The sequence below is a fragment of the Sphaerochaeta associata genome (assembly GCF_022869165.1).
GTDB classification, from domain to species: Bacteria; Spirochaetota; Spirochaetia; order Sphaerochaetales; family Sphaerochaetaceae; genus Sphaerochaeta; species Sphaerochaeta associata.
Genome location: NZ_CP094929.1, coordinates 2148922 through 2164031 on the forward strand (window position 1 = coordinate 2148922; position 15110 = coordinate 2164031).

General features: G+C 51.9%; 14 protein-coding genes. 7 read left to right on the plus strand and 7 right to left on the minus strand.

All coding sequences use genetic code 11. The features are described from left to right. Positions 1-8: 8 nt before the first annotated feature. From MUG09_RS09965 to MUG09_RS09980, 4 genes are read right to left on the minus strand one after another with little or no spacing between them, the layout of a single operon-like run. Positions 9-752: an N-acetylmuramoyl-L-alanine amidase family protein gene (locus MUG09_RS09965; protein ID WP_244771276.1), complete on the minus strand. Its 744-nt coding sequence runs from the start codon at positions 750-752 to the stop codon at positions 9-11. Further along, on the minus strand, positions 749-1669 hold the full coding sequence (locus MUG09_RS09970) for a glycosyltransferase family 2 protein (protein WP_244771277.1): 921 nt from the start codon (positions 1667-1669) through the stop codon (positions 749-751). Before MUG09_RS09970 ends, MUG09_RS09965 begins: the two co-directional genes overlap by 4 nt. Next, positions 1659-2783, minus strand: coding sequence for a glutamate 5-kinase (proB, locus tag MUG09_RS09975; protein WP_244771278.1), 1125 nt, complete (start codon positions 2781-2783; stop codon positions 1659-1661). The genes MUG09_RS09970 and proB overlap by 11 nt, the downstream gene beginning before the upstream one ends. Then, positions 2780-4108, minus strand: coding sequence for a glutamate-5-semialdehyde dehydrogenase (locus MUG09_RS09980; RefSeq protein ID WP_244771279.1), 1329 nt, complete (start codon positions 4106-4108; stop codon positions 2780-2782). The genes proB and MUG09_RS09980 overlap by 4 nt, the downstream gene beginning before the upstream one ends. A 152-nt stretch (positions 4109-4260) precedes the next feature. Here MUG09_RS09980 and MUG09_RS09985 point away from each other — a divergent pair, with 152 nt between their 5' ends. The 3 genes from MUG09_RS09985 to MUG09_RS09995 are packed head-to-tail and all read left to right on the plus strand — an operon-like array spanning position 4261 to position 7129. Next, positions 4261-5364, plus strand: coding sequence for an ABC transporter substrate-binding protein (locus tag MUG09_RS09985; RefSeq protein WP_244771280.1), 1104 nt, complete (start codon positions 4261-4263; stop codon positions 5362-5364). Continuing rightward, positions 5361-6377, plus strand: coding sequence for a FecCD family ABC transporter permease (locus MUG09_RS09990; RefSeq protein ID WP_244771281.1), 1017 nt, complete (start codon positions 5361-5363; stop codon positions 6375-6377). Before MUG09_RS09985 ends, MUG09_RS09990 begins: the two co-directional genes overlap by 4 nt. Next, positions 6374-7129, plus strand: coding sequence for an ABC transporter ATP-binding protein (locus tag MUG09_RS09995; protein WP_244771282.1), 756 nt, complete (start codon positions 6374-6376; stop codon positions 7127-7129). Before MUG09_RS09990 ends, MUG09_RS09995 begins: the two co-directional genes overlap by 4 nt. Here MUG09_RS09995 and ade read toward each other — a convergent pair. Beyond that, a complete protein-coding gene (ade, locus tag MUG09_RS10000) occupies positions 7119-8864 on the minus strand; it encodes an adenine deaminase (protein WP_244771283.1) in 1746 nt (581 codons plus the stop codon). The genes MUG09_RS09995 and ade overlap by 11 nt on opposite strands. A 291-nt stretch (positions 8865-9155) precedes the next feature. Here ade and MUG09_RS10005 point away from each other — a divergent pair, with 291 nt between their 5' ends. Together MUG09_RS10005 and MUG09_RS10010 are read left to right on the plus strand one after the other, a co-directional pair. Further along, positions 9156-10442, plus strand: coding sequence for an NCS2 family permease (locus tag MUG09_RS10005; RefSeq protein ID WP_244771284.1), 1287 nt, complete (start codon positions 9156-9158; stop codon positions 10440-10442). Positions 10443-10549: 107 nt separating this feature from the next. After that, on the plus strand, positions 10550-11554 hold the full coding sequence (locus MUG09_RS10010) for an NAD-dependent epimerase (RefSeq protein WP_244771285.1): 1005 nt from the start codon (positions 10550-10552) through the stop codon (positions 11552-11554). Here MUG09_RS10010 and MUG09_RS10015 read toward each other — a convergent pair. Beyond that, a complete protein-coding gene (locus MUG09_RS10015; RefSeq protein WP_244771286.1) occupies positions 11542-12123 on the minus strand; it encodes a hypothetical protein in 582 nt (193 codons plus the stop codon). The genes MUG09_RS10010 and MUG09_RS10015 overlap by 13 nt on opposite strands. Positions 12124-12185: 62 nt before the next feature. Between MUG09_RS10015 and MUG09_RS10020 the strand changes: the two genes are divergently transcribed. Next, a complete protein-coding gene (locus MUG09_RS10020) occupies positions 12186-13391 on the plus strand; it encodes a BaiN/RdsA family NAD(P)/FAD-dependent oxidoreductase (protein ID WP_244771287.1) in 1206 nt (401 codons plus the stop codon). Between the two features lie 9 nt (positions 13392-13400). Then, the gene (locus tag MUG09_RS10025) at positions 13401-13763 is read left to right on the plus strand and encodes a VOC family protein (protein WP_244771288.1); all 363 of its coding nucleotides are present in this window, start codon (positions 13401-13403) and stop codon (positions 13761-13763) included. A 58-nt stretch (positions 13764-13821) separates the two neighbouring features. On the opposite strand, the gene ygeW is transcribed toward MUG09_RS10025, so the two are convergent. Then, positions 13822-15021 (minus strand): knotted carbamoyltransferase YgeW, encoded by a 1200-nt coding sequence (ygeW, locus tag MUG09_RS10030; RefSeq protein ID WP_244771289.1) that lies wholly within the window; start codon positions 15019-15021, stop codon positions 13822-13824. Between the last annotated feature and the right edge of the window lie 89 nt (positions 15022-15110).

Consider the following 15110-nt stretch of genomic DNA (forward strand, 5'->3'; position numbering starts at 1 on the left):
CCTCCTTTTCAGAGGCAAAGCTCGACGGCTGTTGCCAAAGCCTGTGCTACACGCTGACGGTATTGGGGTGAAACAAGGTTGCGCGCATCCTCCTCGTTCGTCAGGAAACCCACTTCCACCAAGACCGCCGGCATTCTACTGGCATTCAGAACAAAAATGTCCCGCTCCTTTACCCCCCGATTTCGACTGGTGATCAGCCTTTCGGACAAGGTCTTCTCAAAGTTGGAAGCCACTACAAGATTACGATGATTGAGCAATCGGTTGAGCGAGAGCAGTGAATGTGATGAGAAAAGGCTTATGTTCTCAATCGGTGTTTTCTCGTCGAGAAAAGTCACGCGCTTGTTCTGAGCCTTGGTAAGAATCTCAAATCCTGAGGCCTCCCCGGCCTGGGCGCTGTTGACGTGGATGGAAACAAAGAGAGCGCTGCTTTGCGGTCTGAGAGGAAGGGAGTATGCTTTGGCGCAACGTTCTTCCAAGGTGAGGTAGGTATCGTCGGTCCGAGTCATGACTAACTGCAGATCAGGGTGAGAGACGGCCAACAACGCATACAGGCGCTTGGTGATGTCCAGTGTAAGGTCGCGCTCATAGACCGTTCCTCCTGCAAAGCTCCATGCATAGGAGGTTCCCGGATCGTGACCACCATGTCCGGCATCCAGAATGACAGTTTTCACCGGATAGGCAAAGGGATCGGAAGCGGCAGAAAGCAGGGCGCACACCACAAGCAAGCCTATCAACGCTAAAACCTTCTTCACACATCCTCCTTGGGCCAACGGGCGCACAGTCCGGCAAAGTCAAGTTTCTGCAACCAGAGCATCCGTTTCTTCACTTCGGTCTGATAAACATCCTTGTCGACAAAGCCCTTGTACTTCCTTGCTAAATTCTTTGTATTGATTTGTTGTACGGAGAGGGCCTTGGTATAACACCTCAGGTACCCTTCCGCCTCGCTGCGGTCTTCTATGACACTTTCGCGATCGGGAAACTGCATCATCAAGGCACTGTTGATTGCAACCGTGTATCCGAGCAGGTGACAACGAAGCCCCCAATCCAAGGCCTGCCAGTATTCACTGTGAATAGCCTCGTCAAAACCCCGAAGCCGCTGAAACAAGGCCCTGTCGTACAGACCAAGGCACATGAAAGGATAGAGCGAGGGAAGACTTACACTCTCCTCCAGACTGGGAAAACCGGAATCGGGATCCAATTCACGTTCGACCAAGCGCGGCATCCTCCGACACGGGATGATTTCCCGGTAGGCATTGGCAACAACAGCAGCAAACGCAGCCGGATGGTCGCTTTGCGCCATTGCGTCCAACAGAGCGGGACCATCGAATTTCACCAACAGCAAGTCGGACCGAACGATGAGAAAGAGGTTTGTCCTGCACTCATTGGCAACTGCATTGACCTTTTCACCGGTGAATGTATGGCTGGTAAAAACCAGGAAGGTCACATCCTTGTACGCTTCCTGCATACCGGTCAAGTCAAAACGCCCTTCCTGGGTGACGACATGCAGGCTGAAATTCATTTCGCTTGTGTACCAATCCAAGCAGCTGGTCAACTGCTCCAGACTACCTGTATCGAGAATACCGACGGCAAGCTGCTCGGTATTATGCAACCGGGTTATTCGCCTTCCGAGCTCTTGCTTTCTGCGGTAAATCCGATAGTTATTCAACATCGTCGAGCAACACCAAATCCTCAGGACGGAAAATCATGTCCTTGTAACCGGTTCCCAGAATCCGTTGGATATCCTTGCTGCTGTGCCCGGCAACACTTGCAATATCGGTACTGTTCAGATAGGGCACAGCCTTGGCGAACGGCTTCCCGTCAGCAGAGCACACCTGAATCACATCTCCTTCGGAGAAAACCCCATGCACCCGAACCACCCCTTTGGGCAGCAGGCTCTTCTTGGAGAGCAGGGCTTGTTTCGCACCATCATCAACCTCGATGGAGCCCTGGTGGGAGTTGTTGAGAATCCAACGCTCACGTTGGCTGAGCCGTTTGGCCGGATGAATATAGGTTCCCAGCGTTTCCGCCTCCATCAGCCTGAGCAAGGCATTCTTCTCATACCCGCTGGCGATGATGGTTGCACAGCCGGCAACCGCCGCGATTTTGGCGGCGAGCAGCTTGGTCTTCATACCACCGGTTGAATACGTCGAGCCCGCCCCTCCTGCATACGCGAGGATGTCCTCATCCAACACCTCGATCTCCGAGAGAAGTTCAGCCTTGCTGTCCTTTTTCGGATCGGCGGTATACAGCCCCGGGATATCGGTGAGTATGATCAAAAGATCGGCATCAATTTTGCTTGCAACCATGGCGCTCATACGGTCATTGTCCCCGAAGGCCGAACCGATTTCTGCAGTGCTGACCACGTCGTTCTCATTGAAAATGGGTATAACCCCCAGCTCCAAAAGCGTGAAAACACTATTGCGCAGGTTCACATAGGTATGACGGTTGTTCAGATCCTTGCGGGTAAGCAGAATCTGCGAACATACCAGACCATGCTTCTTGAATGCCCTGCGGTAGCTGGACATCAGAAGCAGCTGCCCGATGGAGGCGCAGGCCTGACGCATGGCAACCTGCTTGACCGGGCCCTTCAGATGCAACTCCTTCGCACCCATGCCGATGGCTCCGCTGGTCACCAAGAGCACTTGGTAGTTCTTCTGCATCAAAAGGGCGATCTGCTCGACGATTGAGTCGATGCAGAGCTCGTCGATACCGTCTTTTGAACTGAGCAGGTTGGTACCCACTTTCAGCACTATACGCTTTACATCCTGCAACTCACGGCTCATAGCTGCTCTCCTGTCAGCATGGAGAGACCCTCGCATGAGAGCTCTTCATGCAGAAAAGGCTTGGGAACCGAACCTGCATAGGTGGAAACCACCTGCCCGCATCCGCTTAGTAGATACTTGGTGCTCATCAAACCTTCCAAACCCACCGGGCCGCGGGCGTGTATTTTTGCCGTGCTGATACCTACTTCCGCCCCGAGACCGAATCGATATCCGTCGGAAAATCTGGTCGAGCAGTTTGCAAAAACATCAGCGCTGTCGACTTGGGAGAAGAAGGTCCTGACCGCCTGGGAATCTTCGCTGACGATCACATCGGTATGGTGAGACCCATATGCTTCAATATGATCGATCGCTCGCTCAAGCGAGTCCACAATATGAATATTAACCTCGTTCTGCAGGTACTCCCGCCGCCAATCGCCCTCTTCATATGGAATGGCATGGATGTAGGAGCAGACGGCGCTGTCACCATGGATGACCACATTGCCCTCCGATAATCGCTTTGCCAAACTCTGGAGCACCTTATCGGCTACCTTCTCATGCACAAGGATGGTTTCCACTGCATTACATGCGGCAGGATACTGGGTCTTCGAGTCGAAGGCGATTTCAACAGCCTTCTGAAGATCGGCTTTCTCGTCGATGTAGAGGTGACAAATCCCATCGGCATGGCCGAGAACGGGAATCGATGTGTGCTCCATCACATACTTGACGAATTGGTTGCTGCCTCGGGGGATGAGCAGGTCGATCTCATCGTCCATTCCCAGGATCTGATCCACATCGCTGTGGCTTTCCAGAAGAGTCAACCATGCATCTCCCAGATGTGAGTCTATACAGCTGTGCTTGATGACATCGACCAAAACAGTATTGGTTCGCTGAGCCTCCCTCCCCCCTTTGAGGATAATCCCGTTGCCGCTCTTCAGGCAAAGAGACACTATCTGGATGAGAGCATCGGGTCGTGCTTCAAAAATCATACCGATGACCCCGATGGGGAAGGTGACTTGTTCGAGCAACAGACCGGTATCGAGCAGCCTGCGCAGCTTCACCTTCCCGATGGGATCTGCAAGCTGCGCCACCTGGCGTATGCCGGCAAGCGAAGCTTCCAACTTCTCCTCGGAGAATATGAGGCGTTTGATCAACGACTCTTTTTGTCCGCTTTCCCGTGCAGCCTTGACATCTGCATCGTTTGCGGATGCGATAGCGGGGTATGCTGTTCGCAGATTCTCGGCAATGGTGAGCAAAAGAGCGTTTCTCTCTTGTTCGGAGCTGGCGGCCAAATGCTTGGAACTCGCCCTAAGAGCACGAATCCGCTGATGTAATGCGTGTTTCTCCATTCTTCAGGTCCTTTATATCACTGACTATAACAGTAAACTGAATGGCAAAAGGTATCAAGGTGAAAAGAGCGCGTCATATGGGCGAAATCCGATTGCACTTTTAAAAATACAATGGTAAAATGCAACCATTCGCAACACCAAGGAGTCTTCCCATGAAGAAAAGTTCCCTGCTTCTGCTCGTACTGCTGCTGCCCGCTTTGCTTTTCGCACAAGCCGCCGCTGAGTCGAGCATGCTTAATTCCGACTACTACATGGCCACCGATGCCAATAACAGAACACTTAAGCTCGAAAAAAAACCGTCTCATCTCCTGATTGCCGGCAAGGCGGGAAATATGCCTGCAAATGCCCTGTTCCTGTTCGAAGAAGTACAATCGATGGATCTTACCCTTCCCAAGACCGATCAGGGTCTGGGTGACTTCTTTGCCTTCATCAGACCCGACCTTGACCAGAAACCTCGCATCAGTCAAACTGCCGGCGCCGAGGAGATAGCCAGCAGGAACAGCGACCTGGTACTCATGAAAGCAACCCATTTTGAATCCACAGCTAAAAAACTCGACCAGCTGGGCATCCCCAACTATACCATGAACCTTGAAAGTTATGAGGATTGGAAAGCAGAATTGTCTGAGTTGGGAAAACTGTTGAAGAACACCAGCCGCGCACAGCAGTTGATACAATTGTATGAGACACGGGTGAAATTCATCACCGACAGGGTTGCGTCGCTGAAGCCCCAAGACAAGAAAACCGTCCTGCTGCTGCAGGCGGAGCGTTCAGACGCCGCCTATGCATACAAGATCGCCCCGGATTCCTGGATGCAGACATGGATGGTGGAAACCGCCGGGGCGATACCTGTGTGGAAGGGTTCCAACAAAGCCGCCAACGGCTGGTCTACGGTAAGTTTTGAACAAATTGCGGCCTGGAATCCCGATCTGGTGATTCTGCTCAGTTACAAGGATGCAAGCGATATCTATCTGAAGGCCGTCCAAACATCCGAGCTTTGGTCTCTTTTGGATGCATTCAAGCAAGGAAATGTGAAAGCCAGTCCGCATGATATGATGAACTACATCCAACCGGTAGCCTCATGGATACTGGGCCTGCAATGGTTGGCAAAAGAAGCCTACCCTGCCTTGTTTGCAGACGTGGATATGGAGTATGAGGTACAACGTTTCTACCAAGAGTTCTACAATATCCATGACCGAGCGAAACTGGATGTTCTGCTAGACTTGTACCGCACATCGGTAGCATCCAATACCCTATGAATGCCAGACAGGCCTATGCAGCCGAGCAAAGAAGACGAAGGATTCGATTATCCTTCTTGTTGTTGATCACCTTCCTGCTCTCCACACTCTTTCTCTTCGCCGGCCGCTATCCCAAAGCCGGCTTCACCTTCCCATCCAACCTGGCCGACCCGATGGTCAACACCATACTGCTGCAAATCCGTCTTCCAAGAATCCTGCTGGCACTGCTGGCAGGGGCCATGCTCAGTGCAAGCGGCTTCACATTTCAGATGCTGTTCTCCAACCCTTTGGTTGAACCAGGGTTCTTGGGTGTTAGCCAAGGTTCTGCGTTTGGAGCGGCGTTGATGATCGTGTTGGGCACGGCCAGCAGCGTTCTTGTCCAAGTCAGTGCTACAGTCTTTGGACTGGGCGCCCTGTTGGCTTCCTATCTTTTGGCACAGCGCTTCCGTTTTGGAGGCGCTTTGCTTCGCCTCGTTCTCAGCGGCATTGCCGTTTCAGCCATCTTCTCCAGTGCATTGGGCGTCGTGAAATTGGTGGCCGAACCAACCAAGGACCTGCAGGACATCACCTTTTGGATGATGGGTGGACTTTGGAACGCATCATGGAACCAAATCCTGTCGATTCTCAGTGTCGTCGCTGCGTGTCTGGTCATCCTGTTCTGCTATCGATGGAAACTCAATCTGCTTTCGCTGCAGGAGAAAACATCCTTCAGCGTCGGGTTGAACCCCAAACGTGATCGAGTTCTTTTGCTTGTTGTGGCTACAATCGGAACCACGCTCACCATCTCGATTACCGGGCTTATCGGCTGGGTAGGATTGATCACCCCGCATCTGGGACGAAAACTCTTCGGATCGGACAGTTCCTACAGCTTTCCCGGTTCCATGATTCTCGGCTCCCTCTTTCTGCTGGTTTGTGATACCATCGGCAGAACGTTGCTGCCCACAGAGATCCCGATAGGCTTGTTGACCAGTTTTCTGGGAGCCATCATCTTCATCGTCATTCTCTCCCTCAAGCATCAGGAGGGTAAGGCATGAAAGCACTTGAGCTTGACCGGATAAGCTATACCTATCCAGGAGGGACAAAAGCACTCGATTCAGTCTCCTTCAGTGTCGAAGAAGGAGAGTCGGTCGCCATTCTCGGCTCCAATGGAGCCGGCAAGTCCACACTGCTCGACCTCCTGCTGGGATGGAACAAAGGCAAAGGCATCACGCTCTTCGGCAAGGACCTCGCCGACTACGGACGCAAGGAGTTGGGAAGGAACCTTGCACTGGTCCCCCAAAGCGAACACTACAACTTCTCCTTCACCTTGCTTGAGTACACGCTCTTCGGACGCAGCCCCTATCTCTCGCAGATGGGAACCCCGACAGAAAAGGATGCAGAGATTGCTGTACAAGCGCTGAAAGATGTGGGGCTTGAATCCTATCAGGACCGCCCGATCACCAGTCTCTCGGGAGGAGAGCACCAGCTGTTGCTGCTGGCACGCTCAATCGCCCAGCAGAGTCGCATCCTGTTGTTGGATGAACCGACCAGTGCACTCGACCCTGCCAACCGCATGCGCGTCATCTCCATTCTCAAAGACCTTTCTCAGAAAGGAAAAACGCTTCTTTTCACTACGCACGATGCTAATCTGGCCTATGAGCTGGCCACCCATGTGGCCATGCTCAAGAAGGGACACTTGCTCTGCTACGGGACGAAAGAGGAGACGGTGACGTCTGAAATGCTTACCACCCTCTATGAAACACCCTTATACGTTGGCTCCATAGAGGGAAGAACCCTTATTTATTGAGCTCAAGCTGAACAAACGAGAAGGAGCGGACATCGAAAAGACCCATATCGGTGAGTTTATAGGCGGGTATCACCGGAAGTGACATGAAGCACAGCGTCATGAACGGGTCTACCTTGTTGCTGACGTGCAGCTCTTTGGTGGCGATATGGTGAAGGTTCTCCAGATTCCTGGCGATGGCCGGTCCGTCCTCCATGCTGATCAACCCGGCTACCGGCTGTGCGAAGAAGGCAAGAACGGCTCCGTGCTTGGCGATAACCATTCCCCCTCCACTCTCAATCAAATGGGAGACGCACAAGCTCATATCTTCGTCGTTGTCACCTGCAACGATGATATTGTGTGAGTCATGGGCAACCGAGGTGGCCATCGCCCCACCCTTCAGGCCATACCCGCGAAGCAGAGCGACCGCAACATTCCCGGTCCCCTTGTGCCGCTCGATCACCGCAAGCTTCACAATGTCCTGAGCTGGATCATGCACCCATACCCCATCCTCTACGGTGACCACGGCCTCTCCCGCTTCGGTGACCACCCCACCCGGGACAATGTCGATGACCCGCACATGAGAGTCCGAAAGTTTCAGTCTCAGCCGCTCTTGGGTGAAGTCCTTTACATCCATTCGACCCAGAACCCGCTGATCCGGATGGCTTTCGTCATTGACCAGCATGGCTCCATCCTCGGCCACCAAGCGGCCGCCGATATAGACCTGATGCATCGCAAACTCGGTCAGGTTGTTGCAAAGGCTGAAATCGGCACGAAGCCCTGGAGCAATGGCTCCCCTGTCACCGAGATGATAGCAATCACAGCTGTTGATTGTAGCCATGCAGATTGCCTCGATCGGGTCCAATCCGGCAGCAACGGCGAGCCGGACATTATTGTTGATATGGCCTTCACTGAGAATGCTCATGGGCTGACGGTCATCGGTACAGAAAATGCAGCGTCTGTTGTTACGCCCATTCACCCCTCCCAGGAGGGCGAGTACGTTGTTGCAGGCAGAACCTTCACGCAGCATCACATACATGCCGCGTCTGACCCGCTGCTGCAGCTCTTGTGCTGTTTCACACTCATGGTCGGTCCTGATTCCGGCAGCGCAGTATGCATCCAAATCCGAACCGTGGATGGCGGGACTGTGACCGTCGATGATTTTCTTCGCTTTCTTTGCTTCCCACAACTTGTCCAGAACCAAGGAAGAACCGCTGATCACAGCGGGGTAATCCATCATCTCACCCAACCCGAGCACCCGTTCATGCTGCAAAGGCTTGACCAGGTCGGGAGCGAGCATTACCGCTCCACTGTGTTCGAAAGTGGTTGCTGGAACACAGGAAGGAACAACAAAAAAGGCTTGCAAGGCTGTCTTTTCCGAGGCGTCCAACATATAGGAAAGTCCATCAAGTCCGCAGACGTTGCAAATCTCGTGGGGATCGGCGATGACGGTGGTTGTTCCACAGGGAACAACAAGATTGCTGAACTGCTGCGGGGTTGCATGGCTGGACTCTATGTGGACATGGCTGTCTATGAATCCTGGGACCATATAACGCCCTTTTGCATCCACAATTGTGTGTGCACGCCCCTTTCCAGGCTTGGCATATCCGGTAAAACGCCCTTCACTTACCAGGACATCAGCTTCAAACCACTCTTTGTTATATACATCCAAAACATGGGCATTGGTAATACAGAGTTGGGCTTCTTTTCGCAGTGAGGCAGCAGCGATCACCTCTTTGAGCATATCCAGTGAATCCATTTGCTTTCCTTTGTGCAACATATTGCAACGTATTTTTCTTAGTGTACCACCTCGACAGGATTCTTCAAGCGAAAAATAAAACGTTTATCGCTCTCTTCATATAAGAATTCGTCTCGATAGTAATCCTAGGTATTTTTAAGTATATAGTAAAATATTGGAATTATATTTATCCACATCGCTGAAAATGTACTAGTAAATTGGGTTAAATAACAAATCCGACGATTTTTCTGTACGAGACGCAGCATTTGCGCTAGAATACTCATATTCAAAACATCTGCAAGGAGTGCATCGATGGAAAAGTTTTTCAAGCTCAAGGAACGAAAAACGACCGTCAAGACTGAAGTTATGGCAGGCATCACCACCTTCCTCACCATGGCTTACATTCTTGCCGTCAACCCTGGCATCCTTTCCGACGCCGGAATGGATTTCTCAAAGGTATTCGCAGCAACAGCCATTGCCTCTGCAATTGCCACCCTGCTCATGGCCCTCTTGGCCAACCTGCCGTTCGCCCTCGCCCCAGGCATGGGTCTGAACGCCTTCCTTGCCTACACCGTTGTGTTGGGTATGGGATACAGCTGGCAGTTCGCCCTTACCGCAGTATTCGTGGAAGGTATCATCTTCCTGATTCTTACTGCTGTAAACATCCGCGAAGCCATCGTCAACAGCATCCCTGCAAACTTGAAGCGAGCAATCGGTGTTGGTATCGGCCTCTTCATAGCCTTCATCGGCATGCAGAATGCCGGCATCATCGTTGATGGAGCCACCTTGGTCTCCCTCAATCCCGGCTGGTTCAAGGGAGCCCCCGGTCTTGCCATGATCGGCCTTCTGATCACCGGTATCCTGCTCGCTTACAAGGTAAACGGCGCTCTTTTGATCGGTATTGCCATCACCACCATCATCGGCATTCCTTTCGGAATCACCAAGTATGCAGGCGGTTCGTATATTCCTCCCGCCCCCTACTTCTTCCCCTTCGAATTTTCAAACATCCTGAGCATCGACTTCATCGTCATCATGTTCACCTTCCTCTTTGTCGATATGTTCGACACCGTTGGAACCTTGATCGGATGCGCAACCAAAGCCGACATGATCCAGAAAGACGGCTCAATCCCCAACTGCAAGGAAGCCTTGTTCGCTGACGCAGTCGGTACCACCGTTGGGGCCATCCTTGGTACCTCCACCGTAACGACATTCGTTGAGTCCTCCGCCGGCGTCGTCGAAGGCGGTCGCACCGGACTTACTGCACTGGTTGTGGCAGTTCTGTTCGCTCTCTCACTGTTCCTCGAACCGCTGTTCGGTTCGATCCCCAGTGCTGCCACCGCTCCGGCTTTGATCATCGTCGGTGTCATGATGATGAGCCCGGTCAAGGAGATCGAATGGAACGAGATGACCGAAGCAATCCCTGCCTTCCTCACCATCATTTTCATGATCGTTGCCTACAGCATCGCCGATGGTATCATGTTCGGTATCGTCTCCTACGTGTTGCTCAAGCTGTTGACCAAGAAAACCAACGAGATCCCGAAAATGACTTGGGTTGTATTCGGCTTGTTCGTGCTCAAGATTATTTTTGGCGCTCTCTAAGAGCCTCCGCCCTGTTCTTGACGGACCTCCTGCATGGGAGGTCCTTCCTTTTGCCTCTACCCATCTCGATTCTTCTACGGTACAATACCAAGGCCAAGGAGCAATGCATGCGTACCAACCTTCTCTCACTCGATACAAACAAGACATACCTAGTCACCGGCTCAGCCGGTTTCATCGGCTTTCATTTGACCCGCAGGTTATTGGAACAAGGATGCTCGGTCATCGGGCTTGACAACCTGAATGATTACTACGAAGTGAGTCTCAAGGAGGAAAGACTGCGGCAGCTGGCCTGCGACCACTTCTATTTCTACAAGGCCGATCTCGCCGACAAGAAAGAGTTGGACAATATTTTCGAGACGCATTCGATTGATTATGTCATCAACCTTGCCGCTCAAGCCGGAGTGAGGTACAGCATCGACAATCCGTATGCTTATCTGCAGTCGAATCTGGTTGGTTTTCTCAATATCCTGGAAGCCTGCCGGCACCATCAGGTCAAGCACCTGGTCTATGCTTCCTCCTCCTCGGTATATGGACTGAACAGCAAGATTCCCTACTCCACCACCGACCAGGTGGACCATCCGGTAAGCCTCTATGCAGCAACGAAGAAGTCCAATGAATTGATGGCACATGCATATACCCATCTCTACCAAATTCCTTCCACCGGACTGCGTTTCTTCACCGTCTACGGCCCCTTCGGAAGGCCGGACATGGCCTACTTCTCCTTTGCCAAACGCATCATGGAAGGCAAGAGCATCAAGGTGTTCAACCACGGGGACATGTGGCGTGACTTCACCTATGTCGATGACATCATCGCCGCCATCGAGCGAATCATTCCCAACCCACCGCCGGAGAATAAGGCAAAGGACCGCTACAAGGTATACAACATCGGCAACAACAAGCCGGTCAGGCTGAGCTCATTCATTGAGATTCTTGAATCTTGTCTAGGCCGCGAAGCAGTGAAGGAGTACCTTCCCATGCAAAGCGGTGATGTTTACCAAACCTATGCCGATGTCTCCGACCTCATGGAGGACTTTGATTTCAAGCCGGACACTCCGCTCGAGCAGGGACTGACATCATTTGTGCGCTGGTTCAAGAGCTACTACCAGCTCTGATAGCCTATACCGACAAGAACAGCAAAGGCGGAGCCGGTATAACGGTATTTGACTATGCCAGTATCGGCACTGACTCTTCCCCACAGCGGCTTGGAGTATTCCAAGCCCAAGGAAAACTGTAAACCATCAAAGGAAGTCTGAATGAAACGGAGTCCGATTCGAAGGTGGTCTACCCTGCTTTCATCCCCGTTGTATTGCAGATATGCAGAATCGTAGCCGACACTGACCTCCGCTGCAGATCCATCTGTAAACGGTACTTGGATTGCATTGCCCGCCCCGTAGAACCAGCCCAGCGGAACGGATGAGACATCTATATCAGAGCCATTGCTTGTATAGGAGAGAGCCTTGGTGAAGCCTCCGAAAAAGTTGAAGACATACAAGTCATCCACCACCGTCCTACTGGTAAGCAAGAGCTCCAACTCAGTCCCTTGGTAGTCGGACGTACCAAGATATGAACGTACAGTACCTCTCTTGCTCCGATAGAGCGTCTCCACAGCAAGCCCGCTTCCACCAAAAGCGGAGAATAGGATCATACTCGAGAATAGAAATACCATCACAATTCTCTTCATAGCTTGCTATATACCACCAGGTTGACCAAGACACAAGAGAGCGACTCTGCTAGACTATATATATGTACGATGTAATCATCATTGGAGGAGGAGCTGCAGGGCTCTTCGCCGCAGCAAACCTCAAGACGGAACACGCAATCCTGCTTGATCACTCACACGAAGTGGGTATAAAGCTGTTGATCACTGGAAGTGGTCAGTGCAATCTTACCAACACCCTGCCTGTCGAGGCTTTCCTCTCTCATTTCGGGAACAAGCAACAACGCAACTTCCTCCTGCCGGCCTTGCAAAATCTCACTACTAAAATTCTGTATGAGTGGTTTGAGCAAAGAGGGTTTCCCCTGATTGTCCGTGCAGATGGCAAGGTGTTCCCCAAGAGCCTCGACGCCCACGACGTACGTGACTTCCTGGTCAGCCATTCCATGGCACACATCCGCACCAATATGCAAATCACAGCCATTACAGCCTTGCATCCGGGATTCAGGATAACCACCACCGATGCAGCCTATGATACACGAAACCTCATCATCGCCACCGGTGGGATGAGTTATCCACGAACCGGCAGTGATGGAAGCGGGTATGACTTGGCCAAGACACTCGGACACAGCATAGTGCCGCCAAAACCGGCCTTGGTTGCCCTCAGCATCGAGGAGTATCCATTCAAACACCTGGCAGGAAACTCTGTCCGCGATGCTTGGGTATCCTTGTATCACAACGAGGAAAAAGCCGCGTATGAACAGAGAAAGGGCGATGTGCTGTTTACCCATGACGGGCTCTCAGGCCCTGCTATTCTCAGCTGCTCACGCTTTGTCAGGAAACAGGATGTGATCAGGCTGTCTCTCATTGGAGGTGCGAACCACCACGAAGCTGAAGAAATCCTGCTTCGGGCTCTCAGCGCTCCGAAGAAACTCATAACCACAGCACTGAAGGAGACCGGGATAATTTCCAGCCTTGCCCAAACGCTGGTCGATATGGCAGGCATTGAAAGAGATACAACCACAGCAACCCTGGATAAAACAAAGCGAAAAGCCTTGGCTAATCTGGTAAGCGCCCTGCCCCTGCGGGTGTCCGGATCGAAAGGATTTCAATCGGCAATGGTTACCAGCGGAGGAGTCGCTCTTTCAGAAGTCAACCGAAAAAGCATGGAGTCGAACCTCAATGAAGGGCTCTTCTTCTGCGGCGAGATGCTCGATTATGATGGGGAAAGCGGCGGGTATAACCTGCAGGCAGCCTTTTCGACTGCATATCTTGCAGTGCAGCATATACGGTAGGAGGATACCATGGAATTCTTATGGGCAACGATTACAGTTCGCAACATGAAAGAAAGCTTGGAGTTTTACCAGGAAATAGTAGGCCTTTCACTGAACAGGCGGGTACAGAGTAATGAAACCACCGAACTAGCCTTCCTCGGTGACGGACAAACACAGATCGAGCTGATCCATCACAGTGGCAGGCAGGCGCCGGAGACGGGCAAGGGCATCAGTCTGGGGTTTGCCGTTGAGGATCTTGAACTGATGATGGAAAAAATCAAGGAGAAGGGTCTGACGATGTATGATGGACCCTTCGCTCCCAATCCCCATGTGCGATTCTTTTACGTCCTCGATCCCAACGGTTTGAAAATCCAATTCGTTGAACAACGCTGAAAAACAGTGAGCCGGGATTTCTCCCGGCTCGTTTCATACAGACTCAGCAGCAACTGACTTATTTGATTCTCTTCACTGCAGATTCAAGCAGCTCATCCAGCTTTGCAGAGGGGTTCTGGAACTTGGAGAGGAAGATCATGGAAGCAATGATGTACGGCTTGAAACTGGCTTCCTTGTAGAGGGGCACCAGATAACGGTCGAACACAGAAGCCTCTACCTCGCCTTCCTTGCAGGAAACACCGGTGATGTCGGCAGGCAGGCAGTGCATGTACAGGGCCTTTCCTTCCTTGGTCAACTTCATCAAGTCTTCAGTGCAGGTCCATTCCTTGAATTTGGCATTGTTGGCAAGACAGGTCTTCTCAAGAGCCTTCAGGGCATCCTGATCCCCATGCTCGACAATCTTGGTTCTCTCTTCCATCACGGCAAAAGGAGCCCAGCTCTTCGGATAGACAATATCGGCATCCTTGAAAGCTTCAGCCATGGAATCGACACGCTTGTAGGAACCACCGCTCTTCTTTGCGTTCTCCTTGGCGACTTCCTCGATCTCAGGCATTACATTGTACCCCTCGGGGTGTGCAAGCACGACATCCATGCCAAAACGGGTGAACAGGCCGATGATTCCCTGGGGAACGGAAAGCGGCTTGCCGTAGGAGGGGCTGTAAGCCCAGGTCATGGCAATCTTCTTGCCCTTGAGGTTCTCGACTCCACCGAAATGATTGATGACATGCAGCATGTCTGCCATGCTCTGGGTCGGGTGATCGATATCGCACTGGAGGTTCACCAAGGTGGGTCTCTGCTCAAGAACGCCGTCGTCATAACCATCCTGAACAGCCTCGGCAACAGTCTTCATGTAGGTATAGCCCTTGCCGATATACATATCGTCGCGGATACCGATGACGTCGGCCATAAAACTGACCATATTGGCGGTCTCGCGAACCGTCTCACCGTGGGCGATCTGGCTGGTCTTCTCGTCAAGGTCCTGAACCTCGAGACCAAGGAGATTACAGGCACTGGCGAAACTGAAACGTGTTCTGGTGGAGTTATCGCGGAATACGGAGATTCCAAGGCCACTATCAAACACTTTGGTGGAAATGTTGTTCTCGCGCATGGCACGCAGAACTTCAGCTACCTGGAATACAGCAGCAATTTCGTCATCGGACTCCTTCCAAGTATGGAAAAAGTCATTGAGATACATGTTGTCGGTTTTGAGGGTCTTAAGCTCCTCAATCATCTTCTTAATAGTGGCTTTGTCCTTCATGTTGTGGAACCTCCATTGGTTTTGTTCAAAAAAAAATCCAGACAATGGCACTATACCATGACGGAGTGCCGTTGTCTAGATTTAATGTT